The sequence below is a fragment of the Eleftheria terrae genome (assembly GCF_030419005.1).
Lineage (GTDB): Bacteria > Pseudomonadota > Gammaproteobacteria > Burkholderiales > Burkholderiaceae_C > Caldimonas > Caldimonas terrae.
The window spans coordinates 3,816,053-3,834,802 of sequence record NZ_CP106951.1; the positions used below are offsets into that span (position 1 = coordinate 3,816,053).

Consider the following 18,750-nt stretch of genomic DNA (forward strand, 5'->3'; position numbering starts at 1 on the left):
ACCGCTCACCGCGCGGGTCTCGGCTCGGTGGCGGGCCGCGCCCTCACCACCTCCTCTTGTTCGCGCTGAACCGGGCGGGAGCGGCCGATACCTCGCCCGCGCCCTGCCAGCACTGGATCTCGCCGCGTTCGCCGAGGGACGGCCCGCGGGTTCTCCCGGGGGCAGGGCCCCCTCAACCTGGGGGGAGGCCGACGTGTGGATGCCAGGAAGCGACGTTCGGGCGTCTGACATCTCATCACACATGTCACCATCGCGGCTGTGCCAATCTGTCTGTGGTCCGCGCCATGAGTTTGCCCGCCGCGGCCTTGCCGCTGCCTGAAGCGGCTTTCGAGCCGTCCGTCGTCCCGGAAGCGACCTACGTCAGCATCCGCGGCCGCAGGCTTGCCTTCGACGAGCTGCTCAACCCGCAGGCCCTGCAGGCCGGCTGGCAGCAACAACTGGCCCAGCAGACCCAACAGGCCCAGCCTTTCCCGCACTTCGTGATCGACGGCCTGTTCAACCCCGAGCTGCTGCGCCTCATCGCCGAGGAATTCGACGATTGCGGCGAAGGCGGCTGGCGGGTGGTGCAAAGCCGGCACGAAACCACCCACCGCTCCACGCCCGATGCGCGGCTCGGCCCGGCCTCTCGGCTCTACTTCAGCCTGGTGAATTCACCGCAGTTCGTCGAGCTGCTGTCCACCGTGACGGGGGTGGAAGACCTCATCACCGATCCCAAGCTGTACGGCGGTGGACTGCACGAGACCCGCAACGGCGGGCGCTTCGGCATCCATCGCGACTTCAACCGGCATCCCTCCACCGGGCTGGACAACGAGATGGTGTTGATCACCTACCTCAACGAAGGCTGGGACCGGCAATGGGGCGGCGCGCTGGAGCTGTGGGACAGCGACGCCAAGAGCTGCGTGCGCCAGATCTGGCCCGACTTTGGCCGCACCGTGCTGCTGCGGCATTGCGACATCAGCTACCACGGCCACCCCCATCCCCTGCAGGCACCGGACGGCGTCACGCGGCGCTCGGTCGCCTGCTACTACTACTCCTACAGCCATGCCCGGCGTGAACGCGAGCGGCGGCACAGCTCGCTGTTCCTCTTCAGCGAGCCGATGGAGCGCGTCAAGGCGGCCGCCCGGCTCGCCACCCCGCCCATCATCTGGAGTGCGCTGAAGCGCCTGTCCGGCGGCTGACGCCTGCGGCGCTGGCCGTCGGCCCTGTTCACGGTGGCGGGCCCCGGCCCCCTTTCTAGGGATGGGCACGGCGCGGGCCGGCCGCTTCAATCTCGTGATGCGCGGTGCCCGGCCTCCTGCCGGGCGACGGTTCACATCGAAAGCAGCATCGCGGCCGCTCGCGCCGGCCGTGACGCTGCGTGTCTGCGGAGCCCACCCTCATGGAGCTTGTCTGGCCCAGCAAACACCATCTGCCCGACTACCGGTCCGCCCTGCAGCGCGGCTGGTCGCCGGACAACCTTCGCGGCGCCGTGACCGCGCGACGCGAGCTCGAACAGATCGAGCGCGACCCGGTGTCCTTCCTCGCCTCGCTGGTTGACCGTGAGGCCAAGGGCCCGCCACTGGAGTTGCCGGACCATCGCCCTGTGCCACGGCTGCCCGGGTACCGCCGCTGGCTCTGGGACGGCAGCTTCTGCGGCAGCATCGGCCTGCGCTGGAAGCCCGGCACCTCGGCGCTGCCGGACTGGGCCTGCGGGCACATCGGCTTCTCGGTGGTGCCGTGGAAGTCCGGCCGGGGCTATGCCACCCGGGCGCTGGAGCTGATGCTGCCAGCTGCCCGTGCCGAGGGCCTGCACTACGTCGATCTGACCTGCGACCCCGACAACGTCGCTTCACAGAAGGTCATCGCGGCCAATGGCGGCCAGCTGGTGGAGCGCTTTCACAAGCCGCAGCAGTACGGCGGCGCCCAGCGACTGCGATATCGCATCGAGCTCTGAGGCCCGCTTTTGGGGGGTAGGCGAGCGACCCTGCAAGGGCTCCAATGTGCCCCTCATCCTGGCCGCCTTGTCTAACTTGTGAACAAAGTCATGAAGAAGATCACCTTCTCCGCCCTCGTGTGCTCGCTGGCCCTGGTGGCCTGTGGCAAGAAGCCACCCCAGCAGGAAAGCCAGGCGCCGGAGCCTGCGCCGGCTGCCGCTCAGGCGCCCGCACCCGCCCCGGCGCCCGCCCCTGCGGCCGAGCCCGCGGTCGATGACAAGGCGCAGAAGGAGCGCAAGGAGAAGGAGGCCCTGATGGCCTACGCCTCGATGGAGGACGGCTATCTCGGTGACGCGCGCGGCCAGTGGGCCACCTCGGCCAAGGCCAGCTCCAGCTTCAGCGAGGAGACCCCGCCGGCCTCGCCAAGCGAAAGCAAGGCCTGGCGGGCCACCGGCCAGCCTGACGGAAAGGAATGGACCAACAACCACCAGGACATGGGCATGGACTGGCTGGAACTGGGCTACGACAAGCCAGTGGCTGCCACCGAGGTGCGGGTGGTCTTCCTCGGCGATGGGGTGGAAGCGGTCAGCAAGGTCGAGCTGATCGATACCGACGGCAAGCTGCACAGCGTCTGGTCCGGCATCAGCGACGTGAAGGCCGACCAGCGGGGCCGCCGCACCTGGTTCGTTCGCAGCTTCGAGAAGACGCCGTACCCAGTGAAGGGCGTGAAGGTGACGATCGCCAACAACCTGGAGCGCGGCTACAAGCAGATCGACGCGGTTCAGCTGGTCGGCGACTGACCCGCCTTGCCGGTGCGCCGGCCTACTTGCGCCGGAACGGATGGGCCGGCAACGACTTGTCGGCCGGCAGCGGCTTGGAGTCGTCGGGCATCGAGGCGATGGCCGCAGCCGCGGCGGGCCGGCTTCAGTATTCGGGCCGGTCGGTGCAGCGCACAAGCTGTGGGCTAGGCGCGTTTCAGGCCGGCTGTTGCGGTGCTTGCGGATAGCGCAGCACCAGGGCCAGGCTGGCCAGGCAGAGGGCGAGCATGCCGGCCGCCAGCGGCACCACCGATGTGCCGCCCATGAAGGGTGCGACGGACTGGGTGCCCAGGGCGCCGGCCAGCAGCAGGGCCAGCACCATCATGGCCGAGGCCCGTCCCATCTGTGCCGGCGGCAGGGTCAGCGCCTCGCTGAAGGCGGCCGGCCCGCGGACCGCCAGCGAGGCACAGAAGCAGAACCAGAACACCGCCACCGCGGCGAAGGGCAGCCGCGTCACGAGACCGGCCAGCAGCAGCAGACCGCACAGGCCCGCCTGCAGCCAGGCGCCCAGTTGCACGATGCGCGGCGCCCCCAGGGACGCGCTGAGGCGGCCCGCCTGGCTGGCGACCACCATGAAGCCGGACACGCCGATGACCTGCAGAGCCGCGAACGCCGAGGCGGGCAGGGCCAGCGCATTGACCACCAGCTGCGGGCCGCTGGCGACGAAGGTCAGTAGCGCACCGAAGCTCAATGCATGCGAGAGGGTGAGTCGCAAATAGCGGTGGTTGCGCAGGATGCTGCTGTAGCGGGCATCGACGCTGCGGTCGAGGCCGGGCAGCTCCCGCGGGGTGACACGCACGACAAACGGCAGCACCAGCAGCGTCAGCACGGCCAGCACCCAGAAGGTGCCCCGCCAGTCGGTCACGGTGAGCAGCGCCGCTCCCAGCACCGGCCCGGCCGCGGGGATGGCCGACTCGATCATGGCGATGGTGGCAATGCCACGCACCGCATCGGCATCTGACAGCGTGGCACGCACGACGCTGGGCGCCACGACCGTCGCGGCACCGGCGGCGATGCCTTGCAGCAGCCGCATCGCCAGCAGCACCTCGATGCCGGGCGCCAGGGCACAGCCGAGCCCGGCTGCCACCAGCAGGCAGACACCGGCCTGCACGGTGCGCCGCGGACCCCAGCGGTGCAGCGCCTCGGCCCACAGCAGCTGGGAGGCCGCCAGGCCGGCCAGGAACACCGCCACGGTGGCCTGCGCCAGGCTGACGCCGATGCCGAGCGCGGCCTGCAGCACCGGCACGGCGGGCAGGAACAGGTCCATGGCCAGCATGCTGGTGCAGGTGACGATGGACAAGGGGAGGATGGTGCGGACAGTGGTGTTCGACATGCAGGTGCCTCGAAGGGCCTGAAGCCTAACCGACCTGCGCGAGCGCTGCGACGCAGCGCGACAGGCGGGCAGTGCGGTGCCTGGTCCTCACCGTCGGAGCTGAAGGCCCTCCCTGTAAGTGCTGACACATACTTCCTGGTTGCACAGGTGCTCGAATGAAGAGATGAAAGCGCTTTCATATGGGTCGGGGGCGGCCACTGGCAGGGGACTGCCTGGCTGCCTCTTGCCGCGGCTGTGCATGGCCGCGGCGTGGTCCTGTCCCGCGTCCTACCCGTCTTACATGAGGAGACCCGTCACCATGAATTTCGCGCGTTTGCGTCCGGCACCGCTGTGCCTGGCCTTGTGGATCGGCCTGGGAGCCAGCGGTGCCGGCGCGGCCACACCGCCGTATGTGTGGAAGAACGTCCGCATCGATGGCGGCGGCTTCGTCTCCGGCATCGTCTTCAGCCCGGCCGAGAAGGACCTCATCTATGCGCGTACCGACATCGGCGGCCTCTACCGCTGGGAGGAGGCTGGCCGGCGCTGGCTGCCGCTGCTGGACTGGGTGGGACAGGACAACTGGGGCTGGAACGGCGTGGTGAGCGTCGCCACCGATCCGGCCGACCCGCGGCGTGTCTATGCGGCGGTGGGCATGTACACGAACGGCTGGGACCCGAACAACGGCGCCATCCTGCGCTCGGCCGACCAGGGCCGCACCTGGTCGGCCACCGTGCTCCCGTTCAAGCTCGGCGGCAACATGCCGGGCCGCGGCATGGGCGAGCGCCTGGCGGTCGACCCCAACCGCAACAGCGTGCTCTACTTCGGCGCGCCCAGCGGCAAGGGTCTGTGGCACAGCGTGGACGCCGGTGTCACCTGGACCCCGGTGGCCAGCTTTCCCAACCCCGGCAACTATGCGCAGGATCCGAACGACCCCAACGGCTACCTGAACGACAACCAGGGCGTGGTGTGGGTCACCTTCGACAAGGCGAGTGGCAGCCGCGGCGCCGCCAGCCGGACGATCTACGTTGGCGTGGCCGACAAGCAGAACACGGTCTACCGCTCGCGGGATGCGGGTGCCACCTGGGAGCGGGTGCCGGGCCAGCCGGTCGGCTACATCGCGCACAAGGGGGTGCACGATCCTGTCAACGGCGTGCTCTACATCGCCACCAGCGACACCGGCGGCCCCTACGACGGCGGCAAGGGCGACGTCTGGAAATTCGAGACCGCCAGCGGCAGCTGGACCCGTATCAGCCCGGTGCCGTCCACCAGCGCCGACAACTTCTTCGGCTACAGCGGGCTGACCATCGACCGGCAGAACCCGAAGGTGCTGATGGTGAGCACGCAGGTGGCGTGGTGGCCCGACACGGTGTTCTTCCGCAGCACCGACGGTGGCGCCAGCTGGTCGCGCATCTGGGAGTACGCCGGCTACCCTGCGCGCAACCTGCGCTACACCATGGACATCAGCGAAGTGCCGTGGCTGAGCTTCGGGCAGAACCCGCAGCCACCGGAAGCCACCCCGAAGCTGGGCTGGATGAACGAGGCGGTGGAGATCGACCCCTTCAACGCCAACCGCTTCCTCTACGGCACCGGCGCCACGCTGTACGGCAGCGAGAACCTGCAGAGCTGGGACCGCGGCGAGCGCATCACCATCAAGCCGATGGTGAAGGGCCTCGAGGAGACCGCGGTGCTCGACTTGCTCAGCCCGCCTCAGGGGGCGCCGCTGCTGTCCGCCCTGGGCGACATCGGTGGTTTCCGGCACGACGACCTCGGCAAGGTGCCGGCGCTGATGTACCAGTCGCCCTTCCTGGTGTCGACCACGAGCATGGACTACGCCGAGCTCAAGCCGCAGGTGGTGGTGCGTGTCGGCAATGCCGAGCGGCAGCACCTCGGCGTGTCCACCGATGGCGGCACCTCCTGGTACGCCGGGCAGGAACCGGCCGGCACCAAGAGCGGCGGCATGGTGGCGGTGTCAGCCGATGCCAATGCCATCGTGTGGAGCACGGAAGGCGTGGGGGTCCAGCGCTCGACGACCTACGGCGCGTCCTGGACGCCCAGCCAGGGCCTGCCGGCCGGGGCACAGGTGCGTTCGGACCGGGTCAACCCGCGCCGCTTCTACGCCTGGGCCGGCGGCCGCTTCTACGTCAGCCAGGATGCAGGCGCCAGCTTCACCGCGACGCCGGCCGCGCTGCCGCAAGGCGGGCGGGTGCGCTTCAAGGCCACGCCTGGCCGCGAGGGCGAGCTCTGGCTCGCCCACGACGGCACCGGCCTGTGGCGCTCGACCGACGGCGGCACCAGCTTCAAGCGGCTGGGCTCGGTGGAGCAGGCGAGCAACATGGGCTTCGGCAAGGCGGCGCCGGGTCGCAATGAGCCGGCGCTGTATGCCATTGCAAAGGTCCAGGGCGTGCGCGGCGTGTTCCGCTCGGACGACAGCGGCACCAGCTGGACCCGCCTCAATGACGACCAGCACCAGTGGGGCAACATCGGCGACGCACTGACCGGCGATCCGCGCGTCTACGGCCGGGTCTACGTCGGCACCAACGGCCGCGGCATCGTCTACGGCGAGCCGGGCGCCGCCTCGGGCGGCGGCGGTACGCCGCCGGGGGAGGGCGGCAGCAACGTCACTGCAAGCCTGAAGGTCGACAACGAATGGGGCGGCGGCTATTGCGCGAGCGTCACGCTGGCCAACCCGGCCGCGACCCCGGTGGTGTGGCAGGCGAGCGTGACGGTGCGCGGCAAGGTCAACAACCTCTGGAATGCGCAGTGGTCGCAAGCCGGCTCGACGCTGCAGCTGTCCGGCGTGGGCTGGAACAGCACACTGGCGCCCAAGGCCTCGCAGGTGGTGGGCTTCTGCGCGGACAGGTAGTGGGTGCCTGAGCGGCCACCCCGGGCCCGGCGGTGCGCGGTCCCGGGGTTGCCGCATGCGGCCTGCCACGGCTCGGCCGGTGCCGCGTCGACCCGAGTGCTGGGTCGTCGCTTCACCGTGGCGTTGGGCCGGACGGAAGGACGAAGGGCAGGACGAAGGGCCGCGGTGCGCAGGCGAGGGCCCGTGCGGCCCGGCGCCACCAGGACGCAGGGCCGGGCCCGGCCTTGCGCCAGACCCGGCCCTGGGCCGGAAAGCGGGCCCGCTCCTCAGCGGATGCGCCGCTCGATGGCCAGCTTGGCGTCGGCCAGCGCCTTCTTGATGTCCTTGTTCTGGTCGAGCACCTTGTCGAGCTCGGCCGTCACGGCGGCCTGGGCGATCGGGTCGAGCTTGTTGACTTCCAGGGCCGGGATGCGGGCTGCCGCGGCGCGCCACTGCTGCCGTGCCTTCTGGCCCCCCAGGAACTCGATCGGCTGGTCGATGAAGGGGTCGCTGGTGGCGGCGATCAGTGCCGGGAAGGAATCGGCCTTGCGCAGCGACTCGATCTGCATTTCCTTGTTCAGCGTCATGAAGCGCACGAACTCCCAGGCCAGCTTCTTCTGCGCCTCGCTGTTCTTCTTCGGAATGCCGTAGTAGGAGCCGCCCCAGGCCGCGAAGGCGCCGTTGGGCAGGCTGGCCGAGCGCCACTGGCCCTTGGTGTCGGGCGCCAGCCACGAGGCCAGGTGGCCGGCGAGCCAGCCGCCCATCATCTCGGTGGCCACCGCGCCGCGCTTGAAACCTTCGGCCCACTCGTTGGTCCAGGCGTTCACCTTGCCATCGATGCCGGCCGTGCGGGCGGCCTTCGCCAGCTCGAAGGCCTTCTGGAAGCGCGGCGTGTTCACCAGGACCTGGTTGTTCTTGCCGAAGAACAGGCCCTCGCCATCCTTCAGGTTGCTGCGGATGTAGATGCCCATCAGCGCGTTCGCATGCGGCAGCATGTAGGCCCCGGTCTTGGCCTTCACCGTCTTGCCGGCATCGATGAAGCTTTCCCACGACTGCGTCATCTGCGCTTCGGTGACGCCGGCCTTGTCCATCAGGTCCTTGCGGTAGAACAGCGCGCCGGGACCCACGTCGGCCGGCATGGCCGACAGCGAGCCGCCCTTGCTCATGGCCTGAGGGTAGGTGAACTTGTAGAACTGGTCGCGGTACTGCAGCGCGTTGTACGGTGGCTTGGCCAGGTCTTCCAGCCCGCCGGACTCGGCGAACTTGCCGAGGTAGCCAATCTCGATGCCCATCACGTCGGGCAGGTTCGAGCCGGTGGCCAGCGCGGTGGTCATCGCGTTGTGGTGGTCGGCGATCTGCAGCGAGACGAGCTTGATCTCCACGTCGGGCCGCACCTTCTTGAACAGCGGGATGGCCGCCTTGACGTGTTCGTCGAAGTTGGGGAAGGACGCCACGGTCAGCGTCGTGGTCTGGGCGCTGGCGGCGCCGGCGCAGGCCAGGGCGAGGGCGGTCGGCAGCAAGGGGCTCAGCAGGGACGGTCTCATGTGTCTCCTCTTTTCAGTCGAAAATCATTGTGAAAGCGCTTTCAAGAAGGCGACATGAATGTAGGGCGGGGGGCCAGCGCCGTCAACCAGGGGCGGTACGGGGGTGCGGCGGCACGCCGACTTTCGGGACGGCGGCCTGCCGGGGACGTGGCGGCTTCGCGTGCTGTGCAGGCGCTTCGCGGCGCCACGGCCGGCGCGTCATGCGGTGGCCCACAGTGGTCGCCAGCCTACCCCAGCAAGGAGTGTCCGGATGACCATCGGCTCGATACCGCCCCAGGCCTTGACCACCCCGCCCACCGCCGACGGTGGCCCGACGCCCGGCTCCGCAACGCCACGCCCCGCTGCGCCCGGAGGGGGCGGCCCGCCTGGCTTGCCGACCCGTGTGCTGGTGAAGAACCGGGACGGCCTGCAGGCCATCCACAGCGCCCGCAGCGTCGCGGTGCAGCAGGCCCTGCAGACCGAGATTGCCAAGGCCAAGGCCTTCGAGATCGGTGCCGCGCTGGCGGTGCTCGATCATCCGGGCGCGATGGGCGCGGTCTTCGACCGGCAGGCGCGCAAGCTCGACACCCTGCTCGGGGCCCTGTTCCAGCAGGGATCGCCGCTGGGCCAGCGCCAGGTGCAGTTCCAGGGCCAGCAACGGGCGCTGGCCGATGTCTTTGCCGAGACCTTGCTGAGGCCGCTGTCGCCCACCTCCGACCAGATTGGCCGCTGCACCGATCCGGCGCTGCGCGACGCGATGCAGGCCAGCGGCATGAACGACCTGCAGTTCATGCGGGCCGACGGGCTGGCCTGGCTGAGGGGCAAGCTGAGCACCGCTTCGGTGGACAACGGGCAGCACCAGACGCTGCCAGGCTACAGCTTCCAGGACATGCTCACCAAGATCCGGGCCACCAGCGCCTTCGGCACCACGGTGTGGCAGCTGATGAGCACGCCCGAGCTGCGCCGCGCCAATGCCGCGCCCCTGGCGGAGCTGATGTCCTTGGCAAACCCGCAACTCGCGGCGGCCGGCTCGTCCGCCGTCGATGGCCTGAACCAGCGCTTCACCGAATTCCAGTCCCGCACGCGCAATGGGACCTTCGACGACCCGGTGGCGCGGGCACGCCGGGAGCGGGTGCCTCTCGTGAACGGCCAGCCGGTGCAGACCTGGCAGTACGAGAGCGCTGCCCGGTACGGGCTGGGCTTTGGCCAGGTCATCCAGCCCGGCGGGGTGCAGGACCCGGCCCAGGCGGCAGCCTTGCAGGCGGCCCTGGACCAGCACGGCGGCGTGAACGGCATTCCCCGCGAGGGCCAGCCCATCCAGGACGGCCGGCGCCCCGGTACGCTGTCGGAAGCCGAACTGGGCGCGCTGTTGGCGCCCTTTGAGAACGCCGGCCTGCGGCAGGCGCTGCAGGCGCATGAACTGCAGCACGGCACCGGGGTGAATCGGTGGGAGCCCTACGGCACCTTCGCCGACGACAGTGCCGGCAAGGGCTTCCCGTCGGCCGGGGCCCAGTCGGGCGGCACCTGCGACATCCTGTTGGCGCTGCACTGCATGAGCGGGCAGTCGCTGTACGGCAATGCCCAGGAGGTGCTGCCGGCGACGGTCGGCATCGCGGCCTTCATGAACTTCGGCGCCTACCACACCTTCGCGGAGACACTGCCCATCGGCATGGCCATGGCCGCGAACCAGAAGGCGTATGTGCCGCACGTCGGGCAGCGGCAGGAGGGGCTGTACGAGGACTTCTACCGGCTGGTGCGGCAGCATGTCGGCGGCGAGGCGCACGCCGCGGTGCAGCCGTTCAAGCAGGCCTTCGACAGCGTTTCGCAGATGCAGGGCCGGCGCCAGCCGGACCCGGCGATCGAGCTGTACCTGACCTCGCAGCAGTACCAGCAGCACTTCCCGCAGGGCGGAGCGGGCTGAGCCGGCGGCTCGCCGCCGACCGGCCGATCAATCCGGCAGGTCGCGGCGCCGCTCGATGATGCGTGAAACCAGGCCGTAGCCCACCGCTTCCTCGGCCGACATCCAGTGGTCCCGCTCGATGTCGGCCTGCACCTTGTCCAGCGGCTGGCCGGTCTCGCGCGCAATGACGCGGGCGATGCGCTCCCGGGCCTTGACGATCTCGCGCGCCTGGATCGCGATGTCGCTGGCCGGCCCGCCGGCACCGCCGCTCGGCTGGTGGATCAGGAAGCGCGTGTGTGGCAGGCAGAAGCGGCGCTCGCGCGGCACCGACAGGTAGAGGTGGGCCGCTGCGCTGCCGACCCAGCCGGTGCCGATCATGTGCACCGGCGCGTCGATGAAGCGCACGATGTCGTGGATCGCGTCGCCCGATTCCAGGTGCCCGCCCGGCGAGGACACCAGCAGCTGGATAGGGGCCGCCGAGGCCGCGTCCAGGGCAATCAGCCGGCGGGTGACCTCGCCGGCCAGCTGGTCGGTGATGGTCCCGAAGACCAGCACGATGCGCGACTGGAAGGCCTTCTCCTCGAGGAAGGCGGCGCCGGCATCGGGGCTGGCCGGCACGGCGGAGGGGGGAGCGGGGGTGTCCATCGGTTCTCCATGAATGGGTGGAACGGGTGAGACGAACGAGGCAGCGGCTTCGTGACACCGGGCCGCCCGCTTCATGGCAAGCTGCGCGGATGGATGATCGCAGTGCACCCCTGTTCCTGGACCCGGCCCTGTTCCAGCGTCATCGGCGCCGCCTGACGGAGGTGGCCCGCGGGCTGCTCGGCAACCAGGCGGACGCCGAGGACATCGTGCAGGACGCCTACCTGCGCAGCCAGGCGGCGGCCGCCGCCCCACCGCGCAGTGCGGAGGCCTGGCTGCTGACCGTGGTGCGCCACCTGGCGATCGACCGGCTGCGCCGCCGGCGCCGGGAAGGCGAGGCGTTGCACCAGTGGCAGCAGGACGCGGTGGCGCTGCGGCACCTGAGCGCCCCGGCGGCCGAGCAGACCGCGCGGCTGAGCCTGGATGCCGCCGTCGCGCTGCGCGTGCTGCTGCAATGCCTGGATCGGGTCGAAGCCGCCGCCGTGCTGCTGCGCGAAGTGTTCGAGGCCGACTATGCCGAGATCGCGCGCAGCGCCGGCCGCAGCGAGGCCGCCTGCCGCCAGCTGGTGCACCGCGCACTGCGACGGCTTGGCGCAACGCCGCCCAGGCCTTCGCGGGTGGACGGCAACGGCGCGGAGGATGCCCTGTTCAGCCTGTGCTGGCGGGCCCTGCAGACCGGCAGCCCGGCCGCCCTGTTCCGCTTGCTGGCGCTGCCGGCTGGCGCACCGGCGGCCCGTGCTGCAGCGGCGGCGCCGCCCTGTCCCCGTGGCGGCACGCCGGCGAGCCACTTTGCGATGGTGCAACTGGGCGGCCGCTTCGCCGTGGCCCTGATGCTGGACGGCCAGCTGCTCTGCACCTTGCCGGTCGGCCCTTGCGGCGACGCACCGTCGGGCCCCGCCCGGGACGACTCGGCGTTCGAGCCGCGAGCGGTGGGACAGGCAGGGTAGCGTCGTCGTCCGCCGCGGGCGCGGCAGGTGGGGCGCCTGGCCCGCCGCCGGTGCGGCAGGCGCGCTTTGGCGGCGGCCAGGCCCGGCGGTAGGCCGCCGTGCGTCGGCCTGCACCCGGGCAGGCCGGGCCGGTGAGTCGGCGAGCCGCCGCGATGCCGCAGCCGCCTTCTTCCTCAGCCACCGGGTGGCGGCAGATGATGGCATGCCGCCGGGGGCGGCCTCACTGGCGACAGGAGAGGCTGGAGAAGCTGTAGTACTGCACCGAATCGCGGTCGCTGCGGTTCCACACTTCACCGACCGACTTGCTGCCCTGGCTCTGGGCTGAGCCGATGCTGCCGCCCCACACCAGCGGATACTTGCTGCGGTACAAGGGACCGTCGACGACCACTGCCACGTGCCCATTGGCCCGCGCCGGCCGATGATCGCTCGACTTCAGCACCGCCAGCACGAAGTAGCCGGTGGCCGCCTTCTTCGCGGCTGCTTCGCCCGAATCGATCTTCTCCCAGGAAGCCGCCACGGCGTCTGAAATGCCATCGGCGTTCAGCGTCGCGTCCAGCGGAATCCCCAGCTTGCGCGCTACCGCTTTCACAAAGCCGGAACAATTGTTGGCGTTCTTGGTGCCAGGCAGGAACTCTTCGTCCCAGCTTTCCTTGCACTTCTCAATAATGCAGCGGTCGAGTGAAGCCATGGTCAGGGTCTCAGGTTGTCATCAACGGGGTCGGGCCCCGGGGTTGGGCAAGCAGTTCGCCTCGAGCCGGTACTGCTTCGGTTTCGGGCTCGACGGCCCGGCATCCACCGGGGTCAGCGTGATGAACCTGCCATCGAGCGCCCACTTGGCGTTGGACACGTCGATGGAACTCAGCCGCTTGCAGGTCGAGGTGCTGTAGAAATTGAGCTGGGTGGACGAGCCGCTGTACTCCTCGGTCAGGAGCACCCGCCGGTTGCCGCTGAGGTGGACCGAATGGCGGACCCAGACGCCGCCGTCGTCGATCGTGCAGCTGCTGCGGGCCTGGGTGTCCTCGATTTCGAGGGGAGGCTCCGGAAAGACGGTGACCTCGCCGTCGGCGCGCTCGTTATGGAAGCGCACCAGCGTTGCCCCTTGGCGACCGACGAAGGTCTCGCGCTTGTCGGCGAACTCCGGTTCGATCGGCATCGGGGTGAACTTGCAGGCTGCCGCCACGCCGGGCAGTGCAAAGAGCACCACCAGGGCCAGTTTCTGTAGTTGCTGGTGCATAGGTGAAGGTGTCTGGGCGAGGGCATCACGGTTGCCCCGCGGTTCCGTGCCGCGTGAGCCCTGCGGTCGAGCCGGCGTCCGCGGATCGCCAGCGGGCCCGACCCCGGGCAGCGTGCCGGCCGGAGTATCGCAGCCAACGGCTCGGTTGGCCCCCCCGCCAATTGGGGGTTCGCCGGTCGTGCTTCACGCCGGGGCGCTGCAGCGCGATGGGGCGGCGCGGGCCGGACCGCTGCTGGGCAACCGGGGCGGGCGGCCCGCCATGCTGCGCCAGCGCTTCAGGGCCACCGGCTTCACGCCATCAGCTTCGCGCCGGCCAGCAGGTCGTCCACCACCGAGGCGCGGAACCTGGCGGTCTGTTTGGTGCCGTCGACGTTCATCAGCAGGGCGACCGCCTGGGCCTGATCCTGCGACAAGGCCACCATGTTGGACGCACCGTTGTCGCTCCCGGTGTGCCCGACGACGGCATGGCTCGCCGTTGCCTCTTGGGTCCAGCCAAGGCCCTGATAGCCATGGAGCCGGCTGTCCACCTGGCGGCGCAGCATCTGCTTGACGGCGCCCGGCGACAAGAGGGCCTGGGCGCCCGTCGCCTGCCCCAGCATCGCGCGTAGCGCCTTTGCAAGGTCGCTGACCGAGCAACGCAGCATGCCCGCGGGCACATCGGGATATCCCTGCTGGGGCAGCTCGACGAACCTTCCGTTCTGCAGCCGATAGGGCTTGGCCAGGACCTCGGGTGCGAAGTCGCCGATATACCAGTGCGCGTTGCCCATACCGAGCGGCCGGAGCAGGTTCTCCTCCACATAGGAAGCAAAGCTCTGCCCGCTCGACTTTTCCACGATATGGCCGGCCAGCGCGACACCGACATTGCTGTAATTCCATTGGGCGCCAGGCTGCGTCTTCAGGAACGAGCCGTCGGGCGAATACGCGGCGCCGCCTTTCACCAGATAGCCCTGCAGGAAATCGGACAGGCTCTGTTTCGGATCACCCGGGAAGGACACGTCGCCATACCCTTCATCGGAAATGCTGGAGGTGTGCGTCAGGAGCTGATGCGGCGTGATCGGGGTTGCGGGATGGTGCGGATTCCTGATGCGGACATCGATGAAGTCGTTGACATCTGCATGCAGGTCATCGCCGCGGCGCTCGAACAGCTGCACCAGCGCGCAAGCCGTGAACAGCTTGCTGACTGAAGCGAGGTGCATCGGTGTGTCGACCGTCAGCCTCCTGTGCCGCCGGAGATTCGCGAAACCAAAGGAAGCCGCATAGTGCGACGCCGTATCCCGGGCGGTGATGGCCACCGAGGCGCCCACCACCTTGGCGGCCCGCATGCGTGCCGGCACGCTGGCCTCGAACGCCTGCCGCCACTTTTCAAAGCGGGCCTGCCTGCCGTTAGCCATCACGAGGCAAGCCTGCGGAAGCACCAGGCCCGCCGTTCCCATTTTGAGCAATGAACGTCTTGTTGAACTCATGGTCGGTCTACATGCGCGCGGACGGTATCCATCCACTGGCCACTGCGGGCCGAGGCCGCGAGGCCGCCAGGGCTGGATCGAACATCGCGCTCGATTCTGAAAGGGCCTGCGGTGCTGGAACCCGGCGATATGGGTGGGCCAGATCCGGATCCTGGATTCAGGAGCCGTCGCGCAGGCAAGATCGACCGCCCCTCTGACGGCCTCCTCCCAGAGGCACGATCAGCGGCGCTCGAGCGAAAGATCCTCGCCCGGCTGGCTGGCGGCCGCATCGACCCTGCCATCGTAGCCAATGATCACCGCCGCCTCTGCAGCGAGCCGAGGGGCGGGCGGGGCAGGCAATGGCGCGCACGCGCCCAGGGGCTCGCAGCGAGGGTTCACGGCTGGGCTTGCAAGGCCCGGCGCAGCTGCATCGCCTCAGCCAGGTGCGTCCGGCCAAGGCGAGGGTGGCCCTGCAGGTCGGCCACCGTGCGGGCCACCTTGAGCACCCGGTGCAGGCTGCGCGCCGACCAGCCCAGCCGGCCGGCGGCCGTGTGCAGCAGGTCGGCGGCGGCCGGCTCCAGTGCGCAGTGCGTGTCGATGGCCGGCCCTGTCAGCCCAGCATTCGGATGGCCCTGGCGGGCCTGCTGCCGGTCGAGCGCTGCAGCCACCCGCCGTGCGACCGACTCACTCGTCTCGCCATCCGGCACGGCCAGCAGCGCCTCGGCCGACAGCGGCGCCACCTCCACTTGCAGGTCGATCCGGTCGAGCAGCGGTCCGCTGAGCTTGCCCGCATAGCGGGCCACCGCGTCCGGGCTGCAGCGGCAGGCATGCAGGCTGGACCCCAGGTAGCCACACGGGCAGGGGTTCATGGCCGCCACCAACTGGAAGCGCGCCGGAAACTCCGACTGCCGGGCCGCCCTCGAGATCACGATGCGGCCGGTCTCCAGCGGTTCGCGCAGGGCTTCGAGGGCCGGGCGTGGCAGCTCGGGCAATTCGTCGAGGAACAGCACGCCATGGTGGGCCAACGAGATCTCGCCCGGCCGCGGCGGCGAGCCGCCACCCACCAGCGCAGCCGAGGAGACGCTGTGGTGCGGCGCGCGGAACGGCCGCTGCCGCCAGCGTTGTGGATCGAAGCCGCCAGCCAGGCTGAGCACCGCGGCCGATTCCAGCGCCGCCTCGGTGTCCAGCGGCGGCAGCAGCCCGGCGAAGCGTTGCGCCAGCATCGACTTGCCGGTGCCCGGGGCGCCGACCAGCAGCAAACTGTGGCCGCCGGCGGCGGCAATCTCCAGCGCCCGCTTCGCGAGTGCCTGACCCTTCACGTCCCGCAGGTCGGGATACAGCGGTCGGGCCGGAGGCGGCGCCTCCGACACGCGCTGCCAACCGGGCGACTCCGGGTCGCTCCCGGCGTCGCTGCCGTGGTGGGGCAGCATGGCCTGCACCACGTCCAGCAGGTGCCGGGCGCCCCACACCTCGGCCTGTTGCACCAGCGCTGCCTCGCGGGCGCTGTCCTGCGGCAGCACCATCGCACGCGGCATGCCGGCGCGTTGCAGCGCCAGGCACATGGCCAGCGCGCCACGCACCGGTCGCAGGTCACCGGCAAGCGACAGCTCGCCGGCAAACTCGTGCGCGGCAAGGCGAGAGGCGTCGAGCTGGCCGCTGGCGGCCAGGATGCCGAGGGCGATCGGCAGGTCGAAGCGGCCAGATTCCTTGGGCAGGTCGGCCGGTGCCAGGTTGACCGTGATGCGCTTGTTGTGGGGGAAGGCCAGCCCGCTGTTGAGCAGGGCCGCCCGCACCCGTTCCCGGGCTTCCTTGACCTCGGTGTCGGCCAGCCCCACCAGGGTGAAGCTGGGGAGCCCGTTGGCCAGGTGCACTTCCACCGTGACCTCGGGCGCCGACAGCCCGGCCAGCGCACGGCTGCGTATGACGGCAAGCGACATCCAGGAGCCCTCCCGCTTCGGGTTCGTTGTTCTGAGCGCCCCTTGGCGCTGCGGCGATTCTCGCGGGGGTGTGCCGCCGCGGGGTCGCCCGCCCCCGGTGGAGGCGCGGGCTTCCTGGCGCCGCTTGCCGAGCGGCGCGTGCCTTTGCCCGGCCCCATGGCGCCGCCCCGCGCAGGATCCGGCGGGCCTGGCGCAGCGACGCAGCCGGCAAGGGGCGCTGCGGCCGCGGCCGGGACGCGCTCGTATTTGGTGCGCCCGCCTGCGAAGCACACTCCCGGTGCAGTTCGCCGGTGGTTACCCGCCGATACAGCGCCTTTCTGGGGCACATGCACTGCAGGAGGTCATGGCACAGATCGTGCACTTCAGGGTCCCGAGCGCATCGCTAGGGCGCTGAAGACGCCGCCTGACTTTCTAGACACAAGGAGCAACCCATGAAGATGGTGACCGCCATCGTCAAGCCGTTCAAGCTTGATGAAGTGCGTGAGGCCCTGAGCAACATTGGTGTTCAGGGCATCACGGTGACCGAAGTGAAGGGCTTCGGCCGGCAGAAGGGCCACACCGAGCTGTACCGCGGTGCCGAGTACGTGGTCGATTTCCTGCCCAAGGTGAAGATCGAGGCGGCCGTTGACGACGCCGTGGTCGAGCAGGTCATCGAAGCGGTCGAGTCCGCGGCCCGCACCGGCAAGATCGGCGACGGGAAGATCTTCGTCTCCACCCTTGAGCAGGTGGTTCGCATCCGCACCGGCGAAACCGGCAAGGACGCTCTCTGAGTTGACCAACGTGCGAGTGAGACATCCATGATGAAGAAACTCTCCACCCTTCTGGCGCTCGGCGTCGCCGGCCTCGGCCTGGCCGACCTGGCCGTGGCGCAGGAAGCGGCCTCGGCGCCCGCCGCCGTGCTGGACGCCGCCTCGGCGGCCGCTGCTGCGGTCCCTGCCGCCGCCTCTACCGTGAACAAGGGCGACGTCGCGTGGATGCTCACCTCCACGCTGCTGGTCATCCTGATGACCATCCCCGGCCTGGCGCTGTTCTACGGCGGCCTGGTGCGGGCCAAGAACATGCTGTCGGTGCTGATGCAGGTGTTCGTGGTGTTCGCGCTGATCGTCGTGCTGTGGGCGGTCTACGGCTACACGCTGGCCTTCGGCGGCGGTGGCGAATTCATCGGTACCTTCGACAAGCTGTTCCTCAGCGGCGTCACCAAGGACTCGCTGGCTGACACCTTCACCAAGGGCGTGCAGATTCCCGAGTACGTCTTCATCGCCTTCCAGTCCACCTTCGCTGCCATCACCTGCGGCCTGATCGTCGGCTCCTTCGCCGAGCGCATCAAGTTCTCGGCGGTGTTGCTGTTCTCGGTGCTGTGGTTCACCTTCAGCTACCTGCCGATCGCGCACATGGTGTGGTTCACCGAAGGCTACCTGTTCAAGGACGGCGCGATCGACTTCGCCGGCGGCACGGTGGTGCACATCAATGCCGGCATCGCCGGCCTGATGGGCGCCTACCTGGTGGGCAAGCGCATCGGCTACGGCAAGGAGGCGATGCCGCCGCATTCGCTGACGCTGACGATGGTCGGTGCCTCGCTGCTGTGGGTGGGCTGGTTCGGCTTCAATGCCGGCTCCAACCTGGAAGCCAACTCGGGCGCCGCGCTGGCCCTGATCAACACGCTGTTCGCCACCGCCGCAGCCACCCTGTCCTGGATCGGCGGCGAATCGCTCGCCAAGGGCAAGGCCTCGATGCTGGGTGCCGCCTCCGGCGCGGTGGCCGGCCTGGTGGCCATCACGCCGGCCTGCGGCACCGTGGGCCCGATGGGCGCCATCGTGCTGGGCCTGCTGGCGGGGGTGGTCTGCCTGTGGGGCGTGAACGGCCTGAAGCGCATGCTGGGCGCCGACGACGCGCTGGATGTCTTCGGCGTGCACGGCCTGGGCGGCATCGTGGGTGCGCTGCTCACCGGCGTGTTCACCTCGCCGAGCCTCGGCGGCACCGGCGCCGCCGACTTCTCGATCGCCCACCAGTTGTTCGTGCAGGCCAAGGGCGTGCTGATCACCATCGCCTGGTCGGCCATCGTCTCGGTGGTCGCCTACAAGGCGGTCGACCTGCTGATCGGCCTGCGTGTCACCGAGGAAGCCGAACGCGAAGGGCTGGACATCACCTCGCACGGCGAAACTGCATATCACAAGTGACATGCCCCGCCCCGCAGCAGGGGCGGACGGTGCATGCAGCCCGGGCCTCCGCGATGCGGAGGC

15 protein-coding genes are annotated in these 18,750 nt (G+C 69.8%); 8 read left to right on the forward strand and 7 right to left on the reverse strand.

Annotation, left to right across the window (positions count from 1 at the left end):
* Positions 1-284 precede the first annotated feature (284 nt).
* The 3 genes from N7L95_RS16905 (at position 285) to N7L95_RS16915 (ending at position 2,713) form a co-directional block, all read left to right on the forward strand.
* A complete protein-coding gene (locus N7L95_RS16905; protein ID WP_301256430.1) occupies positions 285-1,178 on the forward strand; it encodes a 2OG-Fe(II) oxygenase in 894 nt (297 codons plus the stop codon).
* Positions 1,179-1,378: 200 nt separating this feature from the next.
* Entirely contained in the window at positions 1,379-1,933 is a 555-nt protein-coding gene (locus tag N7L95_RS16910; RefSeq protein ID WP_301256431.1) for a GNAT family N-acetyltransferase, read from the forward strand.
* Between the two features lie 90 nt (positions 1,934-2,023).
* Positions 2,024-2,713 (forward strand): hypothetical protein, encoded by a 690-nt coding sequence (locus N7L95_RS16915; protein ID WP_301256432.1) that lies wholly within the window; start codon positions 2,024-2,026, stop codon positions 2,711-2,713.
* Positions 2,714-2,888: 175 nt separating this feature from the next.
* Here N7L95_RS16915 and N7L95_RS16920 read toward each other — a convergent pair whose 3' ends face one another.
* Entirely contained in the window at positions 2,889-4,064 is a 1,176-nt protein-coding gene (locus N7L95_RS16920) for an MFS transporter (protein WP_301256433.1), read from the reverse strand.
* Between the two features lie 298 nt (positions 4,065-4,362).
* Here N7L95_RS16920 and N7L95_RS16925 point away from each other — a divergent pair, with 298 nt between their 5' ends.
* Entirely contained in the window at positions 4,363-6,906 is a 2,544-nt protein-coding gene (locus N7L95_RS16925; protein WP_301256434.1) for a cellulose binding domain-containing protein, read from the forward strand.
* Positions 6,907-7,172: 266 nt separating this feature from the next.
* Here N7L95_RS16925 and N7L95_RS16930 read toward each other — a convergent pair whose 3' ends face one another.
* Positions 7,173-8,429, reverse strand: a complete 1,257-nt coding sequence (locus N7L95_RS16930; RefSeq protein ID WP_301256435.1) for an ABC transporter substrate-binding protein — start codon at positions 8,427-8,429, stop codon at positions 7,173-7,175.
* 250 nt (positions 8,430-8,679) lie between these two features.
* On the opposite strand from N7L95_RS16930, the gene N7L95_RS16935 reads away from it, so the two are divergent.
* Positions 8,680-10,329 (forward strand): hypothetical protein, encoded by a 1,650-nt coding sequence (locus tag N7L95_RS16935; protein WP_301256436.1) that lies wholly within the window; start codon positions 8,680-8,682, stop codon positions 10,327-10,329.
* A 27-nt stretch (positions 10,330-10,356) separates the two neighbouring features.
* Here N7L95_RS16935 and N7L95_RS16940 read toward each other — a convergent pair whose 3' ends face one another.
* A complete protein-coding gene (locus N7L95_RS16940; RefSeq protein ID WP_301256437.1) occupies positions 10,357-10,953 on the reverse strand; it encodes an ATP-dependent Clp protease proteolytic subunit in 597 nt (198 codons plus the stop codon).
* Positions 10,954-11,042: 89 nt separating this feature from the next.
* On the opposite strand from N7L95_RS16940, the gene N7L95_RS16945 reads away from it, so the two are divergent.
* Positions 11,043-11,897: a sigma-70 family RNA polymerase sigma factor gene (locus N7L95_RS16945; RefSeq protein ID WP_301256438.1), complete on the forward strand. Its 855-nt coding sequence runs from the start codon at positions 11,043-11,045 to the stop codon at positions 11,895-11,897.
* 220 nt (positions 11,898-12,117) lie between these two features.
* Here N7L95_RS16945 and N7L95_RS16950 read toward each other — a convergent pair whose 3' ends face one another.
* The 4 genes from N7L95_RS16950 to N7L95_RS16965 all read right to left on the reverse strand — a co-directional run bounded on the left by N7L95_RS16950 (position 12,118) and on the right by N7L95_RS16965 (position 16,510).
* Positions 12,118-12,585, reverse strand: a complete 468-nt coding sequence (locus N7L95_RS16950; RefSeq protein WP_301256439.1) for a hypothetical protein — start codon at positions 12,583-12,585, stop codon at positions 12,118-12,120.
* Between the two features lie 21 nt (positions 12,586-12,606).
* Positions 12,607-13,131, reverse strand: coding sequence for a hypothetical protein (locus tag N7L95_RS16955; RefSeq protein ID WP_301256440.1), 525 nt, complete (start codon positions 13,129-13,131; stop codon positions 12,607-12,609).
* A 290-nt stretch (positions 13,132-13,421) separates the two neighbouring features.
* Positions 13,422-14,564 (reverse strand): serine hydrolase domain-containing protein, encoded by a 1,143-nt coding sequence (locus N7L95_RS16960; protein WP_301260171.1) that lies wholly within the window; start codon positions 14,562-14,564, stop codon positions 13,422-13,424.
* 404 nt (positions 14,565-14,968) lie between these two features.
* Positions 14,969-16,510, reverse strand: a complete 1,542-nt coding sequence (locus N7L95_RS16965; RefSeq protein ID WP_301256441.1) for a YifB family Mg chelatase-like AAA ATPase — start codon at positions 16,508-16,510, stop codon at positions 14,969-14,971.
* A gap of 431 nt (positions 16,511-16,941) precedes the next feature.
* Between N7L95_RS16965 and N7L95_RS16970 the strand changes: the two genes are divergently transcribed.
* The gene (locus N7L95_RS16970; protein ID WP_301256442.1) at positions 16,942-17,280 is read left to right on the forward strand and encodes a P-II family nitrogen regulator; all 339 of its coding nucleotides are present in this window, start codon (positions 16,942-16,944) and stop codon (positions 17,278-17,280) included.
* Between the two features lie 30 nt (positions 17,281-17,310).
* On the forward strand, positions 17,311-18,687 hold the full coding sequence (locus tag N7L95_RS16975) for an ammonium transporter (protein ID WP_301260172.1): 1,377 nt from the start codon (positions 17,311-17,313) through the stop codon (positions 18,685-18,687).
* Positions 18,688-18,750: the final 63 nt, after the last annotated feature.

Bases quoted from the DNA above. Each gene is read 5' to 3' on its own strand.
- N7L95_RS16905 (WP_301256430.1), top strand. From the start codon at position 285: ATGAGTTTGCCCGCCGCGGCCTTGCCGCTGCCTGAAGCGGCTTTCGAG.
- N7L95_RS16910 (WP_301256431.1), top strand. From the start codon at position 1,379: ATGGAGCTTGTCTGGCCCAGCAAACACCATCTGCCCGACTACCGGTCC.
- N7L95_RS16915 (WP_301256432.1), top strand. From the start codon at position 2,024: ATGAAGAAGATCACCTTCTCCGCCCTCGTGTGCTCGCTGGCCCTGGTG.
- N7L95_RS16920 (WP_301256433.1), bottom strand. From the start codon at position 4,064: ATGTCGAACACCACTGTCCGCACCATCCTCCCCTTGTCCATCGTCACC.
- N7L95_RS16925 (WP_301256434.1), top strand. From the start codon at position 4,363: ATGAATTTCGCGCGTTTGCGTCCGGCACCGCTGTGCCTGGCCTTGTGG.
- N7L95_RS16930 (WP_301256435.1), bottom strand. From the start codon at position 8,429: ATGAGACCGTCCCTGCTGAGCCCCTTGCTGCCGACCGCCCTCGCCCTG.
- N7L95_RS16935 (WP_301256436.1), top strand. From the start codon at position 8,680: ATGACCATCGGCTCGATACCGCCCCAGGCCTTGACCACCCCGCCCACC.
- N7L95_RS16940 (WP_301256437.1), bottom strand. From the start codon at position 10,953: ATGGACACCCCCGCTCCCCCCTCCGCCGTGCCGGCCAGCCCCGATGCC.
- N7L95_RS16945 (WP_301256438.1), top strand. From the start codon at position 11,043: ATGGATGATCGCAGTGCACCCCTGTTCCTGGACCCGGCCCTGTTCCAG.
- N7L95_RS16950 (WP_301256439.1), bottom strand. From the start codon at position 12,585: ATGGCTTCACTCGACCGCTGCATTATTGAGAAGTGCAAGGAAAGCTGG.
- N7L95_RS16955 (WP_301256440.1), bottom strand. From the start codon at position 13,131: ATGCACCAGCAACTACAGAAACTGGCCCTGGTGGTGCTCTTTGCACTG.
- N7L95_RS16960 (WP_301260171.1), bottom strand. From the start codon at position 14,564: ATGGGAACGGCGGGCCTGGTGCTTCCGCAGGCTTGCCTCGTGATGGCT.
- N7L95_RS16965 (WP_301256441.1), bottom strand. From the start codon at position 16,510: ATGTCGCTTGCCGTCATACGCAGCCGTGCGCTGGCCGGGCTGTCGGCG.
- N7L95_RS16970 (WP_301256442.1), top strand. From the start codon at position 16,942: ATGAAGATGGTGACCGCCATCGTCAAGCCGTTCAAGCTTGATGAAGTG.
- N7L95_RS16975 (WP_301260172.1), top strand. From the start codon at position 17,311: ATGAAGAAACTCTCCACCCTTCTGGCGCTCGGCGTCGCCGGCCTCGGC.